20 protein-coding genes are annotated in these 25,544 nt (G+C 41.0%); all 20 read left to right on the top strand.

The genetic code is table 11. The annotated features are described in order from the left end of the window. Window positions 1-122: 122 nt before the first annotated feature. The 20 genes from sufB (at window position 123) to RIB15_RS12830 (ending at window position 25,468) form a co-directional block, all read left to right on the top strand. Complete coding sequence (gene sufB / locus RIB15_RS12925) at window positions 123-1,565, top strand: Fe-S cluster assembly protein SufB (RefSeq protein WP_350202583.1); 1,443 nt, start codon at window positions 123-125, stop codon at window positions 1,563-1,565. Between the two features lie 87 nt (window positions 1,566-1,652). Continuing rightward, window positions 1,653-2,477 carry a Fe-S cluster assembly ATPase SufC gene (gene sufC, locus RIB15_RS12920; RefSeq protein WP_350202582.1) on the top strand — a complete coding sequence of 275 codons (825 nt, stop codon included), beginning with the start codon at window positions 1,653-1,655 and terminating at the stop codon, window positions 2,475-2,477. Beyond that, window positions 2,477-3,814, top strand: a complete 1,338-nt coding sequence (gene sufD / locus RIB15_RS12915; RefSeq protein ID WP_350202581.1) for a Fe-S cluster assembly protein SufD — start codon at window positions 2,477-2,479, stop codon at window positions 3,812-3,814. The genes sufC and sufD overlap by 1 nt, the downstream gene beginning before the upstream one ends. A 102-nt stretch (window positions 3,815-3,916) precedes the next feature. Beyond that, the gene (locus RIB15_RS12910) at window positions 3,917-5,167 is read left to right on the top strand and encodes an aminotransferase class V-fold PLP-dependent enzyme (RefSeq protein ID WP_350202580.1); all 1,251 of its coding nucleotides are present in this window, start codon (window positions 3,917-3,919) and stop codon (window positions 5,165-5,167) included. A gap of 18 nt (window positions 5,168-5,185) precedes the next feature. Beyond that, the gene (locus tag RIB15_RS12905; RefSeq protein WP_350202579.1) at window positions 5,186-5,737 is read left to right on the top strand and encodes a NifU family protein; all 552 of its coding nucleotides are present in this window, start codon (window positions 5,186-5,188) and stop codon (window positions 5,735-5,737) included. 18 nt (window positions 5,738-5,755) lie between these two features. After that, window positions 5,756-6,094, top strand: coding sequence for a HesB/IscA family protein (locus RIB15_RS12900; protein WP_350202578.1), 339 nt, complete (start codon window positions 5,756-5,758; stop codon window positions 6,092-6,094). Window positions 6,095-6,167: 73 nt separating this feature from the next. Further along, window positions 6,168-6,677: a DUF2480 family protein gene (locus RIB15_RS12895; RefSeq protein WP_350202577.1), complete on the top strand. Its 510-nt coding sequence runs from the start codon at window positions 6,168-6,170 to the stop codon at window positions 6,675-6,677. A gap of 1 nt (window position 6,678) precedes the next feature. Next, on the top strand, window positions 6,679-7,401 hold the full coding sequence (locus tag RIB15_RS12890; RefSeq protein WP_350202576.1) for an SDR family oxidoreductase: 723 nt from the start codon (window positions 6,679-6,681) through the stop codon (window positions 7,399-7,401). A gap of 276 nt (window positions 7,402-7,677) precedes the next feature. Further along, the gene (fni, locus tag RIB15_RS12885) at window positions 7,678-8,703 is read left to right on the top strand and encodes a type 2 isopentenyl-diphosphate Delta-isomerase (RefSeq protein ID WP_350202575.1); all 1,026 of its coding nucleotides are present in this window, start codon (window positions 7,678-7,680) and stop codon (window positions 8,701-8,703) included. 75 nt (window positions 8,704-8,778) lie between these two features. Then, window positions 8,779-9,774, top strand: a complete 996-nt coding sequence (locus RIB15_RS12880) for a polyprenyl synthetase family protein (RefSeq protein WP_350202574.1) — start codon at window positions 8,779-8,781, stop codon at window positions 9,772-9,774. A 19-nt stretch (window positions 9,775-9,793) separates the two neighbouring features. Beyond that, complete coding sequence (locus RIB15_RS12875; protein WP_350202573.1) at window positions 9,794-10,633, top strand: outer membrane protein assembly factor BamD; 840 nt, start codon at window positions 9,794-9,796, stop codon at window positions 10,631-10,633. Continuing rightward, entirely contained in the window at window positions 10,633-11,214 is a 582-nt protein-coding gene (gene nadD, locus RIB15_RS12870; protein WP_350202572.1) for a nicotinate (nicotinamide) nucleotide adenylyltransferase, read from the top strand. The genes RIB15_RS12875 and nadD overlap by 1 nt, the downstream gene beginning before the upstream one ends. A gap of 28 nt (window positions 11,215-11,242) precedes the next feature. Then, the gene (locus tag RIB15_RS12865) at window positions 11,243-12,268 is read left to right on the top strand and encodes a S66 peptidase family protein (protein WP_350202571.1); all 1,026 of its coding nucleotides are present in this window, start codon (window positions 11,243-11,245) and stop codon (window positions 12,266-12,268) included. A 41-nt stretch (window positions 12,269-12,309) separates the two neighbouring features. Continuing rightward, window positions 12,310-14,751 (top strand): DUF5686 and carboxypeptidase-like regulatory domain-containing protein, encoded by a 2,442-nt coding sequence (locus RIB15_RS12860; protein ID WP_350202570.1) that lies wholly within the window; start codon window positions 12,310-12,312, stop codon window positions 14,749-14,751. Window positions 14,752-14,851: 100 nt separating this feature from the next. Beyond that, entirely contained in the window at window positions 14,852-18,349 is a 3,498-nt protein-coding gene (locus RIB15_RS12855) for an amidohydrolase family protein (protein ID WP_350202569.1), read from the top strand. Between the two features lie 464 nt (window positions 18,350-18,813). Continuing rightward, entirely contained in the window at window positions 18,814-19,854 is a 1,041-nt protein-coding gene (locus tag RIB15_RS12850) for a phosphoribosyltransferase-like anti-phage protein (protein WP_350202568.1), read from the top strand. Continuing rightward, window positions 19,844-20,440, top strand: coding sequence for a riboflavin biosynthesis intermediates N-glycosidase (gene ybiA, locus RIB15_RS12845; protein WP_350202567.1), 597 nt, complete (start codon window positions 19,844-19,846; stop codon window positions 20,438-20,440). Before RIB15_RS12850 ends, ybiA begins: the two co-directional genes overlap by 11 nt. A 167-nt stretch (window positions 20,441-20,607) precedes the next feature. Continuing rightward, the gene (locus RIB15_RS12840) at window positions 20,608-22,704 is read left to right on the top strand and encodes an ATP-dependent nuclease (RefSeq protein ID WP_350202566.1); all 2,097 of its coding nucleotides are present in this window, start codon (window positions 20,608-20,610) and stop codon (window positions 22,702-22,704) included. Between the two features lies 1 nt (window position 22,705). Beyond that, on the top strand, window positions 22,706-24,460 hold the full coding sequence (locus tag RIB15_RS12835; protein ID WP_350202565.1) for a UvrD-helicase domain-containing protein: 1,755 nt from the start codon (window positions 22,706-22,708) through the stop codon (window positions 24,458-24,460). Between the two features lie 258 nt (window positions 24,461-24,718). Further along, window positions 24,719-25,468, top strand: coding sequence for a VOC family protein (locus tag RIB15_RS12830; RefSeq protein WP_350202564.1), 750 nt, complete (start codon window positions 24,719-24,721; stop codon window positions 25,466-25,468). Window positions 25,469-25,544: the final 76 nt, after the last annotated feature.

Here is a 25,544-nt window from a genome sequence, read left to right as displayed (position 1 = left end):
GAAAGGTAGATTTCGTATATTTGTACTCAATCTAAATAGGCCTGTAAAAGAGCGAACTTAAACCGATGAAAGGTTGTTTTTCAGGTGTAATCAAGAAGCAAAATTTTAAGACCATATAACTAATGAGCGAAACGCAAGCGTTAGAGTCAATGATTGGGGAAGAGTACAAATATGGCTTTTCCACCGATGTTGAATACGAAGATTTTCCCAAGGGACTTAACGAAGATATCATCCGCGAACTCTCTGCTCGAAAAGAAGAGCCGGAGTGGATGCTTGAGTTCCGTTTGAAGGCTTATCGGGCGTGGACTGAAATGGAAGAACCTGATTGGTTCAATGCAACCTATGAAAAGCCTGATTTTGAGAATATTCAATATTACTCAGCTCCCAAGAATAAACCCAAATTGGATAGTCTGGATGACGTAGACCCAAAGATTCGTGAGACTTATGATAAATTGGGAATTCCACTGGATGAGCAAAAAATGTTGTCCGGAGTTGCAGTTGATGCTGTTTTCGATAGTGTTTCTATCTTCACAACGTTCAAGGAGAAGCTTGCTGAAGCCGGCGTGATTTTCTGCTCCATTTCAGAAGCGGTTAAAAATCACCCGGAATTGGTTAAGAAATATATGGGATCAGTAGTGCCAGCCCGGGATAACTTCTACGCTGCTCTAAATTCCGCTGTGTTTTCAGACGGATCTTTCTGCTATGTACCGAAAGACACCATCTGTCCGATGGAGCTTTCTACCTATTTCCGGATTAACAACATGAACTCCGGGCAGTTTGAGCGTACGCTTATTATTGCTGAAGACAATTCACATGTAAGCTACCTCGAAGGCTGTACTGCTCCTATGTATGATGAGCACCAGTTGCACGCAGCGGTTGTTGAGTTAGTGGCGATGGATAACGCCGAGATTAAATACTCCACCATTCAGAACTGGTACGCCGGTGATGAAGATGGTAAAGGTGGTATCTATAACTTTGTAACCAAGCGTGGTGCTTGCCGGGGTAAGAATTCAAAGATTTCCTGGACACAGCTTGAAACCGGCTCAGCCGTAACCCTGAAATATCCAAGTGTGATTTTACAGGGGGATAATTCCATCGGTGAGTTTTATTCAGTCGCTGTTACCAACAAACGTCAGCAGGCCGATACCGGTACCAAAATGATTCACATCGGTAAGAACACCAAGAGTACCATTATTTCTAAAGGTATTTCTGCCGGTAACTCACAAAACAGTTACCGAGGTGAAGTGAAAATCTCTAAGAAAGCGGATGGTGCACGTAATTATTCGGTTTGTGACTCGATGTTGATCGGGCAAACTTGCGGTGCACATACATTCCCATATATCTCTTCTCAGAACCCAACGGCAAGTGTGGAGCACGAAGCTTCAACTTCACGAGTAGGAGAAGAGCAGATTTTCTACCTGATGCAGCGTGGTATAAGTGAGCAGGATGCCATTTCCATGATTATTAATGGGTTTGTGAAAGAAGTACTGAAAGAACTGCCGCTTGAATTTGCCGTTGAGGCGAACAAGCTGTTGGATATCAAGCTGGAAGGTAGTGTAGGGTAATTGAAACTACCCATGAAGTCATTCAGAGCGATAGCGATGAATCTTCACTAGTTCGACATGTGAAGATCCTTCGGAGGTATCCTCAGGATGACCAGAAACGACAAAGAACTTAAAATCAAAAAAGAAAAGAACGATAACGTGTTAGAGATTAAAAATTTACATGCCTCAGTAGAAGGCGAAGAAGAACAGATTCTGAAGGGTGTGAACCTGAAGATCAACAAAGGTGAAATCCATGCCATTATGGGACCAAACGGCAGCGGGAAGAGTACGCTGGCCAAAGTTGTTTCTGGTCACCCGGAGTATGAAGTAACCGAAGGTGAAATCCTGTTTGAAGGAGAAGACATCACTGATATGGATGCTGATGAACGAGCTCACCTTGGGCTGTTCCTGGCATTTCAGTATCCGGTAGAAGTTCCGGGTATCACCAACAAAACCCTTCTTCGTGAATCATACAACACTATTGCCCGAGAAAACGGCCGCGAAGAACTAGACCCAATTGAGTTTGAAGACTATTTAAAAGATCGTCTGGAAATCATTGATATGAAAGATGAATTTCTCGAGCGGTCTATCAATACTGGATTTTCCGGTGGTGAGAAGAAGAAGAATGAGGTATTCCAAATGGCCGTGCTGAATCCAAAGCTGGCTTTTATGGATGAAACCGATTCCGGCCTGGATATCGATGCGCTGAAAATTGTATCAGACGGCATCAATAAAATTGCAGGACCAGAAAATGGGATTGTACTGATTACTCACTACCAGCGTCTCCTGAATTATATTACTCCTGATTATGTGCATGTAATGATGGGTGGTAAGATTGTGAAATCAGGCGACAAAAGCCTTGCACTTGAGCTTGAAGATCAAGGTTACGACTGGTTAGAAAAAGAATTTTCCCTAAATGGAGAGGCTCAGTAATGAGTGTAGCAGTAAAAGAAAAAGAAACCATTTTAGACTTTCTGGACGGTAATTTTGAAACCGTATCTAACGTTTCAGCTATTGCCGGATTGAATGAGAAAGGAGCGGGAAATATTTCTGAATTCCCATTTCCAACCAAGAAGGACGAAGACTGGCGATTTACAGACCTGAAATCAATCAGCCGAAGCCATTTTGTGCCGGTATCAGAAGCTGGAACTGTTTCAGTTGGTGATATTAGTGAATATTATCTGCCGGAAGCCACCAACAGTCGGTTGGTTTTTGTGAACGGCGAATTTGATGCGGAGCTGTCTTCAACAACGGATATTCCTGAAAATGTAATTGTAGGAACGCTGGCAGAAAACGCTGATTCTGAGATTATCGAAAAGCATTTAGGTGCTTACACCAATTATGATGAAGATCAGGATGTGTTTGCGGCTTTGAATGATGCTAATTTCAAAGATGGTGCTTTTATTTATGTTCCCAAAGAGACCAAAGTAGAAGCCCCGATTCATATCCTGAATGTATTTACGGGTGCTGACAAAGCTTTTTACGCAACTCCGAGGGTGCTTTTTGTAGGTGAGGCTTATTCCAAATCAACCATTGTTGAGGAGCACGTAGCTCTGGAGCAAAATGAATATCTGAATGTAACTGTGAATGAGTTTAAGCTCTTTGAAGGCGCTCATGTTCACCATGCACGTATTCAGCGCGACAGTAAAAAGGCGAATCATATTTCACGTCCGATTGCTCACCTGGATAAATATGCTGAATATCACTCATACACTATTTGTCTGGGAGCAAAATTGTTCAGGAACGATCCACGAGTTGTCCAGAATGATGAAGAAGTCAATTTTACTATCGATGGCCTGGTGCTGATTGACGGTGAACAAATAGCTGATACGCATTCTGCTATCGATCACAGACACTGGCATGCGCAAAGCCACCAGCTACATAAAGTAGTGGTGAACGATAAAGCGCATTCCATTTTTAACGGTAAGATTTTTGTTCGTAAAGACTCACAGAAAATCGATTCCTTCCAGGAAAATCGAAACCTGTTGTTATCCTACGACGGAACGGTTCACACCAAACCACAGCTTGAGATTTTTTCTGACGACGTACTTTGCTCGCACGGAGCCACCATAGGTCATCTGAATGAAGACGAGGTATTTTATCTGCATAGCCGTGGTCTGACCAAGAAAAAAGCGCGTGAACTTTTGGTTTACGCTTTTACACTAGAAAGTATTGAGAACATGGAAGTGGAATCAGTACATAAATTATTATTAGATGAAGTAGTCAAATTCACCAGCCGTGACGAGGAATTTGTAGCGGTAAGTGAGTAATATTTACCAGAAAAGAGTCATTCAGAGCGACAGCGAAGAATCATCACTTGTCAAACTTGTGAAGATCCTTCGGCAGTAGCCTCAGGATGACTTAAGAAGAAAATGGAAGAAGCACTAAAACAAGATACCGCCACATTAACTACGGATTGGGAATCCATCCGTAATCAGTTTCCTGTGCTTAAGCGGGAAATCAAGGGAAATCCATTGGTGTATCTTGATAACAGTGCTTCCAGTCAGATGCCGCAGCGGGTGATTGATCGGATTAATGATTATCACGCCAACGAGCATGCGAATGTTCACCGGGGCATTCATACTTTGAGTCAGGAGGGGACCGATGCTTTTGAAGCAGCCCGCACTAAGGTGAAGGATTTTATCAATGCCCGTCATCTGGAAGAAATTATTTATACAACCGGAACCACAGATTCCATTAATCTAGTGGCCAACAGTTACGGTCGTAAGCATTTCAAGGAGGGGGATGAAATCATCCTTTCTGAAATGGAACACCATGCCAATATTGTACCATGGCAAATGGTTGCTGAAGAGACCGGTGCTAAGATCAAAGTCATTCCTATGACGGATGATGGTGAGTTGGTGATGGATGAATTCCACAACTTACTTTCCGATCGAACCAAAATGGTTGCCGTTCTTCATGTTTCTAATGCACTAGGTACTATCAACCCGGTTAAAGAAATTATAGAATCGGCTCACGCCAAAGGCATTCCTGTTTTAATTGATGGAGCCCAAGCTGTTCCCCATTCCGTGGTGAATGTTCAGGAACTGGACGCTGATTTCTATGCCTTTTCAGCCCATAAGATGTGTGGTCCTACGGGATTTGGTATTTTATATGGCAAGAAAAAGTTGCTGGAAGAAATGCCTCCATACAGAGGAGGAGGGGATATGATTGATAAGGTAACGTTTGAGAAAACCACCTGGAATGATCTCCCGCATAAATTTGAAGCCGGTACTCCGCCTATTGCTGCCGGAGTTGGTTTTGCTGAAACCATCGACTTCCTGAATGAAGTCGGGATGGAGAACATCGCGGCCCGTGAAAAGGAATTACTGGATTACGCCACAGCTGAACTGAGTAAGATCGACGGACTTAAAATCGTCGGTACAGCAAAGAATAAGGCGTCGGTAATTTCGTTTTTACTTGAGGATATTCATCCAACGGATGCCGGCACTATTCTGGATCAAAAAGGAATTGCAGTAAGAACCGGACATCATTGCGCTCAGCCCATTATGGATCATTATAATATACCGGGTACAGCACGGGCATCGATTTCCTTCTACAATAATAAAGAAGATGTTGACCGGTTAGTGGAAGGAATCAAATACGTAAAAGAATTTTTCTAAAAACAAACGAGAATCGAGATGGCAAAAATTAAAGAAATAGAACGCACACCAAATCCGGATGCCATGCGCTTTGTATTGGCTGAACCGCTGACGAATGGAACTACCCGTTCGTTTGAGAATGCGGCCGAAGCTGAAGGCGATGAACTTGCATCTGCTTTGTTTGCAATCGATAACGTGATCAATGTTTACTATGTAGACAAATACGTGACTGTAACGCAAGATGGTAAAGCTGTTTGGTCTGAACTGCTTCGCAAGTTGGCTCCTCCAATTCGTGAGGCTGAAGCTACCGATCACAATGAAGATGATTCTGAAGTGCATGTAAGTAAAGAGGCACAAGAATCTGATGATCCAAGGTTGCAGGAAATTAACCGCATGCTGGATGAGCAGGTTCGACCATATCTGTTGGCAGACGGTGGCGGACTCAAAGTATTGGGTCTCGAATCAAACCGACTGAAAGTGCACTATCAGGGTGCTTGCGGAACATGCCCAACAGCTACGACCGGTACGCTTTATGCCATTGAGAGCATGGTGAAGCGCATTGACCCTGAAATTCAAGTTGTGTCTGTTTAAACAGAAGGAAGTAACATTATGGAAGAGCTTTCCATTACAGATCGAGCAACCGAACGGATTAACTTAATCCGGAAAGAGCAGAATGTACCCAACGACGCCTATTTACGTGTGGGTGTTGTAAGCGGTGGTTGCTCTGGTTTAACCTATGATCTGGAATTCAATTCTGATGTTCAACCAAAAGAGAACGATAAGATATTTGATGTAGACGGCCTCAAAGTATTGGTCGACATGCGCAGTTTTCTCTATTTGGCCGGAACCGAACTGGATTATACCGAAGGACTGAACGGGCAGGGGTTCCATTTTAAGAATCCTAATGCTTCGCGAACCTGCTCCTGCGGAGAATCTTTTTCTATATAATTTTTGTCACTAAATCACGAAAGCACTAAAATTTTGAGTTTTCGTGCTTTTTGGCAACAAAAATGATCTTCTTATGGGAGAAAATGAAATTGTAAATCGGGTTCAGCAGAACACCAAGCTGGTTACGCTGGATTTACAGAAATTCCACGACGATACGCCTATCGAAGAGCTGGATATTAAACAGTTCTTGTTTCAGGAATTGATGCTGAAGGAAAAAGACTTCCGGGAGCAGATTAAAGAGTTCGACTGGTCGCGATATGAGGGTAAATACCTGACTGTTTTTTGCAGCACCGACGCCATCATAGCTCCCTGGGCCTGGATGTTGATTACCTCCTATGCTTCAGAATTTGCCAAGGAAATATTCAAGGGGAGGAAGGAAGTTTTTCAACACCAGCTCTATCAAAGAGAGTTAGACAGTTATGATTGGGATCAATACGAAGACAAGTTTGTATTGCTGAAAGGATGCGGTAAAGTACATGTACCTGATTCCATTTACATGCTGGCTACCAATAAGTTAATGAAAAGAGCTAAAAAGATTATGTACGGGGAAGCCTGCTCGAACGTGCCTGTTTGGAGAGGATAATATGAAAGTCTTAATCACCGGCACCTCCCGCGGAATTGGAAAGTCCATTGCAGAAAAGTTATTGGAAAATGGCAATTTGGTTATTGGTACATCCCGTTCAACCAATACACCATTTCCCAATAACCAACGCTATAGCCACATTGCCTGTGATTTATCAAAGCTGGAAGAAGTAGAGAAGCTGAAGGCGGTATTTCATGAAGAAGAAATCCCCGAAGTGCTTATCAACAATGCAGGAATGTTTGCCGAAGCTGATTTTGATATCTCTGATGAAGATTGGCTGGCCAACTGGGATCTGACGCTTCAGGTTAATCTCCGTTCAGCTGCTCTCATTTCCAAGTGGGCACTGAATGCCTGGAAAAAAACCGGAATGGAAGGGAGGCTTATCAACATCTCATCCCGGGCGGGAACAAGAGGAGACACGCAGGAGTATGCCAGCTACGCCGCCAGTAAAGGAGGGATGACCGCTCTGACTAAAAGCATTGCTCGAAGCTTTGGAAAGTATGGAATCACCGCTTACACAGTCGCTCCCGGCTTCGTTAATACTGATATGGCTCAGGGTAGCATTGAAGTGTATGGAGAAGATTATCTCACCAAGGACTTAGCTTTAGATTCCATAGCTCCACCCGAACAAATAGCAGAAATCAGTTATTTGCTGGCGTCAGGAAAACTGAAGCACGCAACGGGGCAGACGTTTCATATTAACTCGGGAAGTTACCTGGTATAGAATTTTCTGATCGTCATGCAAATACCCTACAGATCCTGAATCAAGTTCAGGATGACGACTTACTAGAGAAAAACGTCATTGCGAGGAGTAAAGATCTTAGATTCTATTTAATAAGTATTTCGACGAAGCAATCTCCCTATTTCAAGAACCCAAGCATTCCAAGAAGATCGCCACGTCGAAAGCTGTGTTCATTTTTTTTATAGTCTTGAAGCTCCCCGGGATGATAATCAATAAATAAGCATTGGAATTTGGTGCTTGGAATGTGGAATTTCCGTCATGACAGACATCAGAGACCGAAAAAAAGACCACGTTGAGCTGACCGTTACTGACGGAACCCAATATAATCTATCTGCAGGATTCGAACGCTATCGCTTCATTCATAATGCATTACCTGAAGTTAATATCAACGAAGTAACAACTGCAGCAGATTTTTTGGGACATACTTTCAGTTTCCCACTATTCATTTCTTCGATGACCGGAGGATATGCTGATGCCGGACCTGTGAATTCAATAATTGCTGAATTTTGTGAGGCAGAGAATCTTCCTTTTGGAGTTGGGAGTCAGCGTGCGATGCTGGAAGATCAATCCCTGACAGATACCTTTTCTGTAGTTAGGGAAAAGGCTCCAAATGCTTTTATTTGTTCTAATATTGGTGGAGCTCAACTTATTGGTGGACTTAAACCTAAGAAGATCACCCAACTGATAGATTCAATCAAGGCTAGTGCCATAATTGTTCATTTGAATCCACTGCAAGAACTTATGCAACCTGAGGGAGATCGGAATTTTAAAGGGATTTTAGATGGCATAGAACAGCTGGTTAAAGACACCGAATTACCGGTTATTGTGAAAGAAACCGGAGCCGGAATTTCCGAACATACTGCTCGCAGATTATTAAATGTTGGGATCGAAGTAATTGACGTTGCAGGAGCCGGAGGCACCAGCTGGGCAAAAGTTGAGAATTTCAGATCGTCTAATCATAGTGCAAACCATAATTTTGATGAGTGGGGTATTCCCACTGTTGAATGCATACAACAGCTAAGCAAACTGGAATGGGAACGCAGTTTTGAAATCATTGCTTCTGGAGGCATTCGTTCTTCCTTTGATATTGCCAGGTCGCTGTGTCTGGGGGCTCATTTTTCAGCATCGGCACAACCTGTGATAAAAGCGATAAAAAATGGAGGATATGAAGGATTGGAAAAGCTTTTTAATCAATGGAAACAGGACTTAAGAACTATTTTAATCCTGTTGGGATGCACAAACGTGAGGGATTTAAATCGTTCGCATGTTGAGGAAATTAAGTAGAGCTGTCAGGCGGATTCAAACTAACATCGTCCTGTAATTTCCTTATATTCAGTTTATTCATCTACGAAAAGAGCATTGAGCAACAACAACCTTCAGCAAAAATTACTGGAAAAGATTGAAAGGGGTTTAAAAGACCTTGATTTCCCGGTTCACCCAAAAACCCTTTATGAGCCATACCGTTATGCCTTATCGGTTGGAGGGAAGCGGATTCGCCCCATGCTTACTATACTTGCGAACGGGCTTTGCGGAGGGGATTTGGATGATGCACTTCCTGCCGCACTATCTATAGAGATTCTCCATAATTTTACGCTCGTACACGATGACATTATGGATAGCGCCGATACTCGACGTGGAGAACCCAGCGTATTCAAAAAATGGAATGAAAACATCGCGATTCTATCCGGAGATGTGATGTTTGCTGATGCATTTCAGAAACTTAATTTTTATGGACATAATGACTCTTACTCAAAAGAAGAATATGTTTCTATTCATGATGTTTTTACCCGGACTGTAATCACCGTTTGTGAAGGCCAGGCACTGGATATGGAGTTCGTTGATCGAAAAGATGTCGATCATAATGAATACCTTGAGATGATTGCAGGTAAAACGGCCGCGTTGCTTAGTGGAGCCCTCGAAATGGGAGCTATTTCAGCACATGCTTCATCACAGAAAAGGGAAGAGCTCGCTGAATTGGGCTATGAAATGGGTATTGCCTTCCAGGTACAGGATGATCTGCTGGATGCGATAGCTGATCCTGAGAAATTTGGAAAACGTCCTGGCGGAGATATTTTTGAAGGAAAGAAAACATATCTTACCATACTTGCGTTAGAACGTGCAAATGATGAACAGGCTACACTAATAAAAGATACATTAGACACTGAAAATCCGGCAGCTGATCGTGTAGATGAAGTGCTGGATATTATGTCAAATTTAGGTGTTCTTGATGATGTGGCTCAGGAAATAGATCAGCATTACCAAAAGGCATTACACCTACTCAATAAATTTGAATCTTCTGAATACAAACAAGAGCTTGAAAAACTTCTTATCTTCTTACGAAACCGTGACCACTAAATCACAAAAAACATATTCAATGCGCAGTAAACTTTTAGTAGTATTTGCTTTTTTATTCATGTTTTCGGCTTGTAAAAATGACCGTCTCATCAAAAGAGGAGACTCTGTTGAAGTGGCTTATCAAAAAGCCATGGCGTTTTATGAAGAAGGGGACTATGGCGAGGCTGCAAATGCTTTTGATACGGTTACCAGAGTAGCAAGAGGAACAGAGTATGGCCAAGATGCCCAATATTATCTTGCCGAAAGTTATTATAAAGACCGTCAATACCTTCTGGCTGCCTCTGAATATGACCGGTATGTGAGCTATTTTCCACAAGACGAGCGCCGCCCTGAGATTGAATTTAAATCAGCGATGTGCTTTTACAAGCTAAGCCCGAGATATAAGCTGGATCAGGCGCAAACCCGTAAAGCTATTGACCGGTTCCGTTTATTCAATAACCGCTATCCAGACCATGAAAGAGTTCAGGAAGCTGCAGCTCGAATCGACGAATTAAGAGAAAAACTGGCTCATAAGTCCTATGAAGCTGCTCGTTTTTACGTTCGGACTGAACAGTACAGAGCCGCTACTATTTATCTGGATAAAACCATTGATCAGTATCCAGAGTCTAAATGGGCTGAACGCGCATTGGTAGATCAGATTCAAACTTATATTGATTATGCTGATAATAGTGTAGCCAACAAGCAGGCAGAGCGATATAGTAAAGCAATAGAGAACTATGAAAAATTTCTTCAGCTTTTTCCTGAAAGTAAACTCCGGGAAGAAGTTGAAAACTACCATGATGAAGCAGTTCAGAAATTAGCCGAAGTCCAAAAGAGAGACAGTAACCAAGATGAAGTTGCTGATTCAGGGCAAGGCTAATGTCGCGCCGTATTGGTTTATTTGGGGGTACGTTTGATCCGGTGCACAACGGACATCTGTCTATTGCACACTCCTTTCTGGAATCGAAATTAATAGATGAACTTTGGGTACTTTTAACTCCTTATCCGCCCCATAAAAGTCAGGATCAAACCGACTATGATATGCGTTTGTTGATGCTTAGAGAAGCTTTTTCTGGTATTCAGAACTTATCTATAAAAACTATTGAGAATGAGCTGCCAAAGCCTTCCTATAGTGTTCAGACCATTCGGTATTTAAAGAAAAAGCATCCGAATCAAACATATTTATATTGCATGGGTGAAGACAGTCTGGCTTATTTTCACACCTGGAAATATTATGAGGAGATTTTGGAAGAGTGTGAACTTATTGTAGCACGCAGACCCGGCGAAACCCATACTGAAGTTGAAGACAAAATTCTAAAGCGTACTCACTTCGTAGATCATACCCCTTTGGATATATCTTCTTCAGAGATCAGAAAAAAAATCGCCAGAGGAAGTTCGATTTCTGATCAGGTACCCGAAGAAGTCGTAAAAGTCATTGAAAAAGAGCAGTTATATAGCTAACTACTGCCATTCATAAAATATTATCAGAATGGCATTTACCCGAAAAGACTTTCTCAAGACAACCGCACTCGCTTCTTTAACAGGAGCCGCATTAGGAATTTCAGATTCCGAAATAGAAGCTGCACCCGGTTCAACCCAAAAAATTAAACCCAAAGCCTTAAAAGCCGGCGATACCTTAGGACTGGTGGCTCCGGCTAGTCCTATTTATGAATCATCTGTTTTTGATGAAATGCTTACAAACCTGCAGGGTTTGGGCTTCAAACTGAAGCTGGGAAAATATGTACGCAGCCAAAGAGGATATCTTGCTGGTACCGACCAACAGCGGGCGGATGACTTAATGAATATGTTCCGGGATCCCGAAGTGGACGGAATTATGTGTATTCGGGGAGGGTGGGGGTGTAACCGTATTTTACCCTTTTTGGATTTTGATGTATTCCGAAACAACCCGAAAGCATTCTGTGGTTTCAGCGACATCACTTCGCTTCATATGGCCATGTTTCAGAAAAGTGATCTGATTACTTTTCACGGACCAGTAGGGAAGTCGAAGTGGAATAAGTTTACGACGGACGCTTTTAAACAAATAATCTGGAAAGGGGAAACTCCTAGCTTCGAAATTCCACCAACCGATACCCGAAATTTTGTTATAAATCCCGGTACCATTGAGGGAAAACTACTTGGAGGAAACCTTTCGGTATTGGTCTCCATGATTGGTTCTGAGTATTTGCCTTCCTTTGAAAACGCTGTTTTGTACCTGGAAGATATTGGAGAAAGCGTATACCGAATCGACCGGATGCTGACCCAGCTTAAACTGGCCGGTATTCTAAATCAGATCTCAGGGTTTGTTTTTGGGAAATGCACCGATTGCGATGCCGGAGAAAATAGCCTTACGTTACAACAGGTTTTTGATGATCACATCAAGCCACTGGATATTCCGGCTTTTTATGGGGCTATGATCAGTCATGAAGATGAAAATATCACCCTGCCGGTTGGTTTGAGTGCCAGAATAGATGCAACAAAGAAAACAATTCACGTATTAGAATCGGCTGTTGTTTGATCGAATAAAAATTTCAATTTGTATGCAATCAGGTACAAATAATGAGTTGTGAGTCCCGTTTTTCTGGGTTGATGGTGTTCGTTTTACTGTTGATGGCGGGTTTAAATGTTTTTGCACAAAAGGGGACTTTATCCGGCTTTGTGCATGATGCAGAAACCCGGGAAACCCTTCCATATGCCAATATTATAGTAGAGGGAACAAGCAAAGGAACCTATACGGCGAGCGACGGTTCCTATTCCATTCAACTCGATACCGGCACAGTCAGCATTCGCTATCGGTTTATATCATTTCGCGATACCGTTATCCAGTTTAATATTAAAGCCGGCAAAGAGATTAAACAGGATGTGTATTTAAAACCTGACCTGGCATCTATGGAAGTAACGGTAAGCGCCAATCGCGTTGCACGAAAGGTTCAGGAACTTGCCCGCCTGCGTGATCAGCAGAACTCGAATCTGAACTCCTACAAAGCTGAAGTGTACAAGTTGGCTATTCTCAGCAATGTAGACAAAGACTTTAATTATGAAGAAGCTGAACAAGACGAATTAGAACCCATTGCTTTCTCTGAACGCAAATCAGAGATACGATATATATCGGAGCCGGAACGTTACTCCGAAACACTGGAAGCCAACAGGGCCAGCGATAATTTCTTCAGTGAATATGATTTCTTTTCTACCGGGGGAGCTCCGTTGAACCTGAATTCTGATGAGGTCATCCTGAGTATCCTTTCAGAAGATTTGACCGTAGTTGGCCCAATCTCAGATAAAGCCGGCCGGTTTTATGAACTTTATGATGAAGAAGCTGACAGCAGCTGGCCGGAAGGGACCATTGAGATATACTTTGAACCAAAAACCGATAACCGTCCACTTTTTGAAGGTCAGGTTTGGTACGACGAAGAGCGGTCGGTCATACTTGGCATAGATGTAACCCTTAACGACTATGCCGAAACTAATTCCGGCACCTTTAAAATTTCTGATCTGAGGTACCAGCAGAGTTATAAAAAAGTTGAAGATTTCTGGCTGCCGGAAGAAACAGAGCTTTCGGCTATGCTGCAGTTTATCACCTCCAAAGACCGTATTTACTATCATGATGTATGGACCTGGGATAATTATGAACTTAATGCCCGAAGTATAGATCCTCAGCAGATAGAATTAAATACGACCAATATTTTGCAGGACGCCCACAAACGGAAGCAAACTTATTGGGATACGCTTTCTAACCGGGATCAAAATGATAATACCCGGCTCTTGGATGAAGCCAAAGAGTATGAAGAAGACCGGGCCCTGGTAAAGGCAGGGATGTCAGCTATGCGAACCTTTTTCAGGCTGCCTTATCAACTTGAGCGATTCTATCTGACCAATTTTAGCGATATCTATCATTATAACAGGGTAGAAGGAAACTACCTTGGACTTGGACTCCGGACTCCGGTTCACCCCGACTACGAATACCGGGCTATAGGCGGGTACGGATTTGGCAACCAATCCTGGAGCTATGAATTAAGTGGATATCATTTCTTTGGGAATTCATTTGTAGCTCCGGAAGGAAGTTATCATAAACTTACATTGCCTCAATATCAGGATTATGAGTACAATCGAACTCCGCTGGATTTTTTCGAGGCTCGCCAGACGATGTATGCATTGGCTACAGGTACTTCGGGTAATAACTTTTTTGAGCGTGAAGGATATGAGGCTGGATTGCGCTTTCGATTTGGTACGGAATCTTTTTTACGCTTTTTGTATATAAATGAAACCCATCGTTCACTTACTTCTACAAGAAATTTCAGCATTTTTGGTAACGATCTTAGCCCTGAAAAATATGCAAACAACGATCCGGTTTATCCTGCTGAGCCAGGGGATATTAATGGCTTATATCTTCATCTGCACCATGATACCCGTCAGTACCTAAGAACACAATTTCTACGGGATTATAATATCCGCGAGTTTGGCTGGCTTGCCGATGCTGTTCTTGAAAAGGGAATGAGTGAGTGGAAAAGTGATTTTGACTACAATCGATACCGACTGGCTCTGAAATTTTATTGGCCTGTTTTTTCATCTCATTTCTTTCAAACAGATATTATTGTCGGAGCTGCAAACAGCGGAGTGCCCAATCAGCGATTGTTCACATATAACGGATATATTCCAGATGATTATGTCAGGTATCGGCCTTTTAGCACATTAGACTATCGTGAACCATTAGGAAATCGAATATCACAAATTAAAGTCCGCTACAAATTTGGAAGTTCACTCACCCGAAGCATACCTATCAAATTTATTCAGAAAAGCGGGATACAAATTTCCACTGTCTTAACGGCGGGAGTGATAGATCAGACTTCCAGCCTGGAGCCATTGCTTCCGTACTCAGGATCTAAAACACAAGCGGAGATAGGTATTGCTGCTTCCAAGATTTTTGGAATCTTCTATGCTGAAGTGAGCAAGAAGCTCTATGGCGAGTTTGGGAATTCTATTGGCTTTTTGTTACTGTTTTAAAACAGTTTGGTACAAAAACAAAATTTTACGGGTTAAGAAGCAACTATTTGCTTTAATTCCGTAGATAAGCATTTCTAACTACAATTAATCCCTTATACCTATGAATACGATTACAACCACTAAATGGGCAAAGATCCCATTTTTCCTTTTTTTGGGGCTATTCACGGTTCAGAGTGTACATGCTTCTATTTTCGAGGTACGGCAAGACACTACTGAAGCGGATACAACAGTGATCCCCAAAGCTGATAACGAACTCCCGATGAAACCCGGGCGAATTATTGAATTCAATACTACCGAAGGCACATGGATGTCACTTGACATAAGCCCGGACGGTCAACATATAGTTTTTGATTTAATGGGGGATATATATCGTATTCCTGCATCAGGTGGTGAGGCTGAACAACTTACCGATGGAATGGCTTTTGATACACACCCCCGATACAGCCCCGATGGTAAGTATGTTCTTTTTACTTCGGATGCTTCCGGTGAAGAGGATTTATACTATGTTGATGTTGCTGATACGTCTGAAATCACGCAGATCACCAAAGGTGGAAATACGCGCTATACCAACGCTGACTGGACACCTGACGGTGAATATGTGATCGCGTCAAAAGGAGGGTTGACTCCAAAGCTATGGCTGATTCACAAAGAAGGTGGAAGCGGAACAGCGCTTATTGGTGAACCAAATGGTCTTAAAATCATCGATCCTGCAATTTCTCCTGATGGGCGTTATGTGTATTTCTCACAAAGAAATGGTGCATGGAACTACAATGCCCAGCTACCACAATATCAGATTGCACGGTATGATCGTGAGGATGGTTCGCGACAGACTGTGACTTCCCGCTATGGCTCGGCCTTCACTCCAACTTTATCCCCGGACGGAAAGTGGATGGTTTATGGTTCCAGGTATGAAGATAAAACCGGATTGGTAATTCGTGATCTGAAAACAGGTGATGAAAGATGGCTTGCTTACCCGGTTCAAAGAGATGATCAGGAGTCTATTGCTACAATGGGTGTATTACCTGCAATGACCTTTACACCAGATAATAAGAATCTTATAACTTCTTATGGCGGAAAGATATATAGCATTAATATTGAAAGCGGGGAATCGAAAGAGATTCCTTTTGAAGTAAATGCAGATCTCGAAATGGGTCCTGAAGTTTTCTTCAAATATCCTGTGGATGACAGTAAAGAAATGATTGCTACACAAATTCGTGATGCAGAGCCTTCTCCCAATGGAAAACAGCTGGCATTCACTGTACTCGACAAACTTTATATTCAGGATTTACCGGATGGAGAGCCTAAAAGAATAACCAATTCTGACCTTATCGAAGCGCAGCCTACATGGTCGCCCGATGGTAGCTGGATTGTTTATGCTACCTATGATATGGAAGACGGCGGGGCTTTATATAAAGTAAACCCGAATGCACGAAGAATCCGGGCTGAAAAGATTACCAACGATCCGGGAATATATAGTGAACCCGCTTGGTCAAAATCACAAAATCGAATTGTTGCTCTTAAAGGAGACAACCGAAGCTATGACCATTCCACTGGTCCTTTTGCATTTGGATCTACCGAAGACCTTGTTTGGGTTTCTGCAGACGGTGGTTCGAGCAACTTTATTGCTAAAAGCAATGGCCGATCTAATCCTCACTTTGTAAAATCAAATGATCGCATCTACCTGAACCGTGGAAATGGTACGCTCCTTTCTGTTCGCTGGGATGGAACCGATGAGAAAGAGCATGTTCGTATTACCGGAATCACTACAGCCGGTTTTAACTCTATGGGAGAGAACTATGCGTCTCCTGAGATGCTTCATCCGGAAGAGGCTGCTAAAGAAAATAACCCGCCTTCTAATGCCAGTATGGTAACAATGGCTCCCGAAGGAGATCAGGCTATGGCGCTTATCAACAATGATATTTATGTAGTTACAGTGCCTAAAGTAGGTGGTGATACTCCGAGAATATCGGTTGCGAGCGCAGCGAGTGCGGCTTTTCCTTCCAAAAAGCTTACCTCCATTGGCGGGCAGTTTCCTCATTGGTCGAACGATGCGAGTAAAGTACATTGGTCGATTGGTAAAGGTCATTTTATTTATGATCTGAATGCTGCTGAAGCTTACGAAGACAGCGTGGAAGCGGCTAAGAAAGCTGAAGCCGAGAAGAAGAAAGAGGAGGAGCAGATGAAGAAAGACGACGACTCCGACGATGGGGATGATTCTGGTGATGCTGATGAAGAAGCAGATGAGGAAGAACCTGAAGAAGAAAAGGAAGAGAAGAAGGAAGACGAAGGGTATAAGCCTGAAGAACTCAGCATTGAGGTATCCATTACCAGAGATATTCCTGAAGGAACTATTCTTCTCCAAAATGCCCGCATTATTACTATGAATGGCGATGAGGTGATTGAAAATGGCGATGTTCTGATTGAGAACAACCGAATCGTGGAAGTGGGAACTAATCTTACAGCGCCAAGCGGTGCAGAAACCCGCGACCTAAGCGGGAAAACGATTGTTCCGGGATTTGTTGATACTCATGCTCACCTTTGGGCTTCCTGGGGTATTCATAAACAACGTTTCTGGGGCTATGCCGCTAATCTGGCTTATGGAGTTACTACTACCCGTGATCCTCAAACTGCTACTACAGATGTTCTGACATACTCAGATATGGTAGAAACCGGAATGATGGAAGGTCCGCGCGTGTATTCTACAGGTCCAGGACTTGGATTCTGGGCATATAACATTCAAAGCCTTGAGCACGCCAAAGATGTTATGAAACAGTACAGCAAGTACTATAACACCAAAACCATCAAGATGTATTTGGCAGGAAACCGACAGCAGCGGCAATGGATTCTGATGGCAGCCAAAGAGCAGAGCATTATGCCAACCACCGAAGGTGCCCTCGACTGGAAACTGAATATGACGCAACTTATTGACGGGTATCCGGGACATGAGCATTCATTGCCTATCTATCCGATTTATAAAGATGTAATCACCACAACAGCTGAGGCGAAAATGGCGGTTACGCCCACTTTATTGGTTTCTTATGGTGGTCCGTGGGCCGAAAATTATTTCTATTCCCGCGAGAATCCGTTCTTTGACGAGAAGCTGCGCACCTTCACTCCGTACGAAGAGCTGGCTTCCAAGTCGCGCCGTCGTCCGGGCTGGTTCCATGACGATGAGCATGTATTCCAGAAGCATGCAGAGTTTCAGAAAGACCTGAAAGAAGCAGGCGGACTTTCCGGAGTGGGAAGCCATGGTCAGTTGCAGGGACTTGGTTTCCACTGGGAGCTGTGGGCGATGGCCACTGGAGGCATGAATAACCACGACGCCCTTCAGGTAGCCACCATTGACGGTGCCACCGCTATTGGCCTGGACGGTGATATAGGGTCTATAGAAGCCGGCAAACTGGCCGACCTGATCATTCTGAATGCAAACCCGCTGGATGACCTCAGAAACACCAATTCTATTGAATGGGTCATGAAAAACGGCCGCCTTTACGACGGCGATACGCTGGATCAGCTATACCCAATGCAGGTGAAAGCAGCTCCCTACGAGTGGGAATTCCCAAACCCAACGCAGATGATGCTCCCCGGAAAAGAATAAATTTTCGTTAATGGGAAATCGTTATTCGTTATTGAATAACAGATTATCCCGATTAAACGAATAACGAAACACGATCAACGAAAAAAGGCTCCTTCGGGAGCCTTTTTTGTTTACCTCATCATTAAGCCAAAAACCATTTCCGGAAAAAGTCATTCCTGTGAAGGCTGGAATCTGGTTGCTTTAATTAAGCTCAGTGTTTAACCTAACAACTTCAGGCATTCCTACAGCTACTAATTTTTTGGGGAATTAACACAGTTGAAATAAAGGGTTAAGATGTTATATTGTAGATAGTTAGAAATAGACATTGTCCAACAACTTTATGCGACTAATGAGACGGATAATATCTATACAACAGCGAATAATGATTTTGAAGGGTGATTTCTGGGTTTTATCCACGGCTTACTAACAAAGTCCTTATTCGGATAATATTATGTTATTGGGCTTTTAAATTCAAAAATGATCAAATGGTTGACATCGCAAATGATATTGTTAGTAAAATATCTGATTACAGATCTGATGATGGTATTCAGATCGACGCCCAACATGTAATCACCTGGGCAAAACAATTTGAGGACCAAGATCAAGAATTTTTACTAACAGAATTAAATCATATTCTACCTAATTCTTATGTAGCCCAATCTGATATTGATGAAGGGATTGAAAGCATATTAGGTTACCTCTCAAGTCATTATGGATACAATTCAATTCAAGAATTTTTAAGGGAATCTATTTTCTTGGATTGCCAACCCAATTACAAAAGCCAATCAATTATACTCAATAAGGTTGATGACTTTTTAAAAAATGATATCGGAATAGATATTGACGAATGTGGTAAAGATGGTGTTAAATACTGGATATATTTTGATGATGTTTTGGCTTCAGGTGGTACGTTCAGAAATAATATAAGTGAGAAACTAAATGATTATGGGGTCGAGAACTTTATTAACGAGGAAATAAAGATAGTTGGTTTTTTCTTTTTTCTTCATTCATGGGGATGTGGAAACTCAAAATATATACTAAACAAAAATATTCATGATCAAATAAGCGATCGTTTAGATATTCATTACAGTAACGAAATAGAAAATAATCCTCGAATTAATAATTACAACAAAAACCCTTCATTTAATCATGCTTATCCAAGAAAAGATCAAGAGAACGAAAAATGGAATAACTATTTAGACTCTTTAGAACATGCTGAACATAATAGGAAGTTTGCCTACAGGGCCAATGAGCAACCTTCAGAAGAGATTTTTTTTAGTTCACCAGAAAATAGAATTCGTTACGAAAAAATAGTTTTAGATAAAGGACTTGAAATATTAGAAAGAGCAGATAATCTTGCTCCTTCAATTAGACCTTTAGGCATTACAACTCCAAGTTATCAAACTTTTGGAACTGGAAGTCATGCGTTTACTTGGAGGAACATCTCAAATACTTGTCCTATCATATATTGGTGGGAGAACAAAGGATGGGTACCTTTATTTCCCGTAGGAAACCGTGGATTATAAAAAGAATCTTAGACATTACGACAAAACAGAAAGTATTTCTTTTAGAAGTACTAAAGATAAGTTTGGATCACTATCAAATATGGCTGGTGGTTTTCCGATAAGAGTTGGCTCCTACACTGTCAGGACATCTGAAGCTTTATATCAAGCTCTAAAGTTTCCTAATAGAGTAGAGATACAGGAAAAAATTGTATCCATGAAAAGCCCAATATTTGCTAAAAAAATTTCAAGGAAACACCAAAATGATACAAGACAAGACTGGAATAGAATACGTTTTAAAGTGATGAAGCTCTGTATCGAACTTAAGCTAATACAAAACTATCATAAATTTTCAACTGTTTTAATTTCAACAAAAGACAAAAACATAGTTGAGTATTCCAATAAAGATAAAATATGGGGTGCTTCAAGTAAGGATGATCAATTTATAGGAGTAAATGCTCAAGGAAGATTATTGATGGAAATACGAGAAAAGGTTAAAAAATACAGTCAACAAGATTATCAAATTGATCTTCCTAAACTTCAGAACCTTTACTTTTATGATATAGATCTTATAAAATTCGTAGACACTAATTACAAAACAGCCCACTAACAATCGCATCAACTTGGACGAGGACGAAGCTCCGATTTCCAAAATTGCTTGTTTAGAAATTATCAATATTTATTGACTCATATTTCTCACCTGTTATGTGCTGGTACATTATTGGTAAATTTGGATAATAGAATTGGACTTACAACCAACTACAAATTAGGGAGAAAATGTATATATCAGAGATATCATTAACAAACTTTCGGAATTTTCAAAGTGAAACGGTTCTATTTAATCCAGGGGTAAATGTAATTATAGGGCATAATAATTCTGGGAAAACTAATCTTCTAAGAGCATTACAGTTTATTTTCGATAGAACAGGCAATAACAAGCCAAGTATTGATGATTTTAGTAAGAATATCAGTGACTTTAGTTCGCCACCATCCATACAGATTTCGGTTTTAATTTGTCCGCATAAAGATGAGCCTGACGACCAAAATGTCATTTATGATTGGTTAGTTGAAAACCCTCCTAATTACAGAGCAAAACTCACTTATATTTTTGAGCTTCCGGTAAAACATCATGAAGAGTATCTTGACTTAATAGAAGGAGGCAAGAAGGACGATGGACAGTATGATGCTCAAGCCTGTTTCCAAATTATAAATAAGAAATTTCTCTCAAAATATGTTTCAAGAATTTATGGCGGTAACCCAGCTAAAAAAGAGAAAGCCTCAAATGAAAATTTAGATAGATTTGATTATCAATTTCTTACAGCTATCCGTGATGCAGAGAGGGAAATGTTCTTTGGAAATAATACAATTCTAAGAGATGTATTAAATTATTTTTTGGACTATGACATAACTCAAGGACAGGAAATGGAAGAATTATCCGATGAACAATTAGAAGAGATAAAACAAAGAGAAGATGATTTTAAAGAAAAGTCCAAAATACTCTTAGAAGAACTCATAGGTAGAATAGATAAAAATGAGATCCTAAAATATTCAAAAGATACAGGAGCAGATAAAGGAGGTGTACCTAATTTTGATGCTGATGCTTCTGAACATGATTTATTATTCGCTTTACGTCTTGTTGTTGAAAAAAGTGGACTAAAAATTCCGATTAACAATAACGGACTTGGTTATAACAATCTTCTGTATATGGCTCTCATACTTGCAAAGATGCAAATGGAAGTTTCATCAGCTTTCATGGGGGATAATGCAAAAGTATTTCCAATACTAGCTATTGAAGAGCCTGAGGCACACTTACATCCAAATTTACAGGCAAAATTTTTGAAGTTTTTAGAAACCAACCTTGAAACTAATCAACAGGCAAGACAAGCCTTTGTTACAACTCATTCTACGCATATTACTTCTGCTATAGAACTTAATTCAATCATTTGTTTGTATACAGATATTGAAGAGGAATACAGAGTTGGATACCCCGGGAAAGTCTTTTCAGAAAATAATGAGGGCAAAAGCTCCAAAATATTTGTTCAGAGGTTTTTAGATGCAACAAAATCCAATATGCTTTTTGCTGAAAAAGTTATTTTTGTTGAAGGAATTAGCGAAAAAATACTTATCCCTTGCTTTGCGGCATACTTGGAAAAAGAAGATAAGCTAACGGATAACCACACGGCAATCATTAGTGTTGATAGTAGATCATTTAAACACTTCCTGAAGATTTTTTCTTTCAATGATGACTTGCCATATGCGATCAATAAAAAGATCGTATGTATAACAGATGCTGACCCAACTATTAAGAAGGGTAATAATTGGGTATCAGCTTATCCGTTTACTTTGGAAAGTTTGGCTGATGAAGAAACAAAGGCTATATCATTTCATATTGATGATTTAAAGACCGATTACTCAGAAAATTATGAGAATATCAACCTGTTTCATCCAGAGGAAGGTAAAGGCAAAACCCTAGAATATGAGTTGGCTATTATCAATCCTAAATCTGAGTTGCTCATAACAACTTCTTTTCCTTCGCAAAATAGTGCGCATACCCCAGAAAATTTTAGTGAACTCCAAAGTATTCTAGACCAAGAAACAGACAACATTATTGATAAATACAAAGAGATGAGAGGGATTGATGATATTAATAAGGATAAAATTTTGTCAGGAATTGATAATTGTACATGGGATGAAAATGAGAAGAATAAAGCTTTCATAGCCGCCATTTATAATAGGATTGTCAAGAGTGCTAAGGGAGAACACGCTTTTTATCTTGAGAAGAATCTGAGAGAAAACCTCGATAAAGATGATGGACAACTAGATTTCATTATTCCTGATTATATAGAAGGTGCAATTAATGAGATAGCAGATTGATATGCCAGATTTGAATGAATTACCAGATGTTTCTGAGTTGAATACTCTTGAAACCAATTTTAAAGTATATGCCGGGCCTGGTGCTGGAAAAACCTCTTGGCTCATAGAACACTTAGAAAGAGTCCTAAAAAAGTCAACTAGGCTGGAAAGAACTAGGCAAATTGCTTGTATAACTTACACTAACGTAGCTGCTGAGGAGCTTATAGGAAGGCTGGATTGTGACAAATCTCGTTTTGATATTTCAACGATACATAGCTTTTTATATAGAAATATTGTGAAGCCTTTCTCTTATCTGATTGAATACGATGATAATGGTGAGGAATTATTTGATGTTTCGAATTTAGATGGTCATGAAGAACACGTAGTTCATGGAGACCGTCTAAGGAGGTGGATAAATACATTAAGTGGTAATTATAATTATTTACAATGGTCTCAAAATAAACCAAATGTAGTTGTAGAGCTGTCTAGCCTTGATTATGAATTTGACGACGATGGGAAAGTCCAATTAATTGTTAGAGCTAGAAGAGGTGCCAGAATACCCAAATCAAACGGGGAGCTTTGGATTTATAAATCCAAATATTGGTCTGATGGAATCATGCATCACGAAGACGTTCTTTATTTTTCCTATTTAATTTTATCTAAGTACCCATCAGTAATAAAACTTATTAGAAATAAGTTTCCCTATATCTTTGTAGATGAATTCCAAGATACTACTCAACTTCAAACATGGATTTTGGATAAAATATCTGAGCAACACACTGTCATTGGTGTGGTCGGGGACTTAGCCCAATCAATTTATCGGTTTACGGGCGCTCAGAGGAATGATTTTATCACTTTCAAAAATGGGGATATTTCTGCATTTAAGTTAGGACAAAACCATAGGTCAACGACTAACATAATTGACTTTCTTAATATGCTTAGGAGTGATATTCAACAGGACTATGGAGATGAAGAGAAGAATGGAGGGCCTGTTGTTGTATTAGTAGGAACACCAAAGCAGTCTATGGATTGGTTTAGCGCACATCATGACGATAAAGACTTGTACATATTAACAAGAAAGAATACTTCTGTTTATCAGATATCAAGCCAGATAGGTTCTTCTACAGATGATCGTTTGAATGAAATGTATTTAAACGATTCAAATGCCCAGAGGGCTAGTTTTATTCATTCAATCTTTAAGGGTTTAAAATTTCATGATAAGCATGACTATCTTAATTCAGTCAAAGAGATTGTGAGACATTTAAAACGAGTAAATGATGGTTCCGTTTTAAAAATAGAACTTAGAGACATTGCTATTGGGTTACTAACTAATCTTGATGAAAACCAAAGACAGCAAACCATTTATGATCTTTACACAGATTTAAGGTCAGAAGTATCAGATAAATTTGGTATTACCATTGGTAGTGGATTACGTAGTGGGAATGCAAAAACATTCTATGAGAATAATACAGTTAATGATTTACTCCCTCACGTTAAGGTTGATACTAGGTCTGATGATAAAGTTAGAACTATACATAGTGCAAAGGGAACTGAGTTTGAAAATACTTTAGTTCACTTCGAGACCTTAAGTGATTTTAAAAAATATATTTTGGATGCACCTTCTTATCTAGAGAACGATGAAGATGATGGAAGGATATTTTATGTAGCATGTAGTAGGGCTATGGAAAATTTATTCATAAATATTCCAGAAATAAATGAATCTGATATGGGCTCTATTAAAGAGGTGGAGCTTCAGCTACATTATTTGGATAGCTAAGAATTTATTTTGAAAGTTTTTCGAAGTCTTTCAGTTTTCTATCCCATTACAATTACCTAAGGATTAAATATAACACCTTAAAAATCAACCAATAACAAGCGTTTCAAGTCGGACTTGGGTAGTGGCTCCGCATTTAAAACTTTCAGCTAACTATTTATTTCTCTTACTTTCAAAAAACCGAAACCGCGCGCCGTTTAAACACCGGATCATTACACCCAAATTTTAAACCTTGCCAACTCTAAACCAAATGAGGTAGTCATGCAAAATCCATTCTTACACGGTGTTGGGGGAGTACTAAGCGCAGATATAGCAGTACCGGAGCATGAGCGGGAACTACGTTTCTACTCAAAGGTTCTGACGACCGGTTCGACTCCGCTGTGGCAGGACGATTTAACCAACAACCAAGGCACGCCGGTGATAGGATTGGGGGCACGTTCACCTGAATACGAAGCCCTGCCACTGCAATGGATGCCGCACATACAGGTTTCCGATGTAGCAGCCAGTGCGGATCGTACACTCGAACTCGGAGGGCAGGAGCTGATTCATGCCAAAGGCGATGACGGGCAGAGTCAGTGGGCCGTTTTGGTTGACCCCTGTGGAGCGGCATTCGGGGTAGTCCCCGCTGCTGCTGACGATCCGGACAGTTCAAGTCGTTCCGTCCGTATCGGTTGCATATCCTGGCTTTCACTTGTGGTCTCAGACGTTTCGTCGATGTGTGAATTCTACGAGCAGGTCGTTGGTTGGTCAGCGACCCCGGCCGACACAGAAGGTGGATTTGAAATGCGGAGACCGGATGGTATTGCCGCGGCAGAAATCTGTCCTAAGAATAACGACAACGAGCGTATTCCTTCCGTCTGGATACTTAGTTTGCCGGTCGGTGACTTCAGCGAGAGCCTTCGTCATGTTCGTGATGGCGGCGGTGAAATCGTTAAGGAAGAGACGGAGGCCGGACACGCCGTAATCAGGGATCCCGTTGGTGTCTATATAGCCTTGCAGGAAGGGAATTGATGTAGCCCATCTTTGCTTTTGTAAATCTTTCCTGAATTAATTAAGATTCGGAATAATCCCTTCTAACATGCTTTTC

The organism is Gracilimonas sp. (assembly GCF_040218225.1).
In the GTDB taxonomy this organism is placed as follows: domain Bacteria; phylum Bacteroidota; class Rhodothermia; order Balneolales; family Balneolaceae; genus Gracilimonas.
The sequence above is the reverse complement of the archived record's forward strand: the minus strand, read 5'-3'. Positions and strand labels throughout refer to the sequence as shown.

Excerpts from the sequence above, each read along its gene's own strand:
- RIB15_RS12835 (WP_350202565.1), top strand. The coding sequence starts at position 22,706 with ATGCCAGATTTGAATGAATTACCAGATGTTTCTGAGTTGAATACTCTT.
- sufD (WP_350202581.1), top strand. The coding sequence starts at position 2,477 with ATGAGTGTAGCAGTAAAAGAAAAAGAAACCATTTTAGACTTTCTGGAC.
- RIB15_RS12875 (WP_350202573.1), top strand. The coding sequence starts at position 9,794 with ATGCGCAGTAAACTTTTAGTAGTATTTGCTTTTTTATTCATGTTTTCG.
- RIB15_RS12900 (WP_350202578.1), top strand. The coding sequence starts at position 5,756 with ATGGAAGAGCTTTCCATTACAGATCGAGCAACCGAACGGATTAACTTA.
- nadD (WP_350202572.1), top strand. The coding sequence starts at position 10,633 with ATGTCGCGCCGTATTGGTTTATTTGGGGGTACGTTTGATCCGGTGCAC.
- sufC (WP_350202582.1), top strand. The coding sequence starts at position 1,653 with ATGACCAGAAACGACAAAGAACTTAAAATCAAAAAAGAAAAGAACGAT.
- RIB15_RS12865 (WP_350202571.1), top strand. The coding sequence starts at position 11,243 with ATGGCATTTACCCGAAAAGACTTTCTCAAGACAACCGCACTCGCTTCT.
- RIB15_RS12860 (WP_350202570.1), top strand. The coding sequence starts at position 12,310 with ATGAGTTGTGAGTCCCGTTTTTCTGGGTTGATGGTGTTCGTTTTACTG.
- sufB (WP_350202583.1), top strand. The coding sequence starts at position 123 with ATGAGCGAAACGCAAGCGTTAGAGTCAATGATTGGGGAAGAGTACAAA.
- RIB15_RS12855 (WP_350202569.1), top strand. The coding sequence starts at position 14,852 with ATGAATACGATTACAACCACTAAATGGGCAAAGATCCCATTTTTCCTT.
- RIB15_RS12910 (WP_350202580.1), top strand. The coding sequence starts at position 3,917 with ATGGAAGAAGCACTAAAACAAGATACCGCCACATTAACTACGGATTGG.
- RIB15_RS12850 (WP_350202568.1), top strand. The coding sequence starts at position 18,814 with ATGGTTGACATCGCAAATGATATTGTTAGTAAAATATCTGATTACAGA.
- fni (WP_350202575.1), top strand. The coding sequence starts at position 7,678 with ATGACAGACATCAGAGACCGAAAAAAAGACCACGTTGAGCTGACCGTT.
- RIB15_RS12890 (WP_350202576.1), top strand. The coding sequence starts at position 6,679 with ATGAAAGTCTTAATCACCGGCACCTCCCGCGGAATTGGAAAGTCCATT.
- RIB15_RS12840 (WP_350202566.1), top strand. The coding sequence starts at position 20,608 with ATGTATATATCAGAGATATCATTAACAAACTTTCGGAATTTTCAAAGT.
- RIB15_RS12905 (WP_350202579.1), top strand. The coding sequence starts at position 5,186 with ATGGCAAAAATTAAAGAAATAGAACGCACACCAAATCCGGATGCCATG.
- RIB15_RS12895 (WP_350202577.1), top strand. The coding sequence starts at position 6,168 with ATGGGAGAAAATGAAATTGTAAATCGGGTTCAGCAGAACACCAAGCTG.
- RIB15_RS12830 (WP_350202564.1), top strand. The coding sequence starts at position 24,719 with ATGCAAAATCCATTCTTACACGGTGTTGGGGGAGTACTAAGCGCAGAT.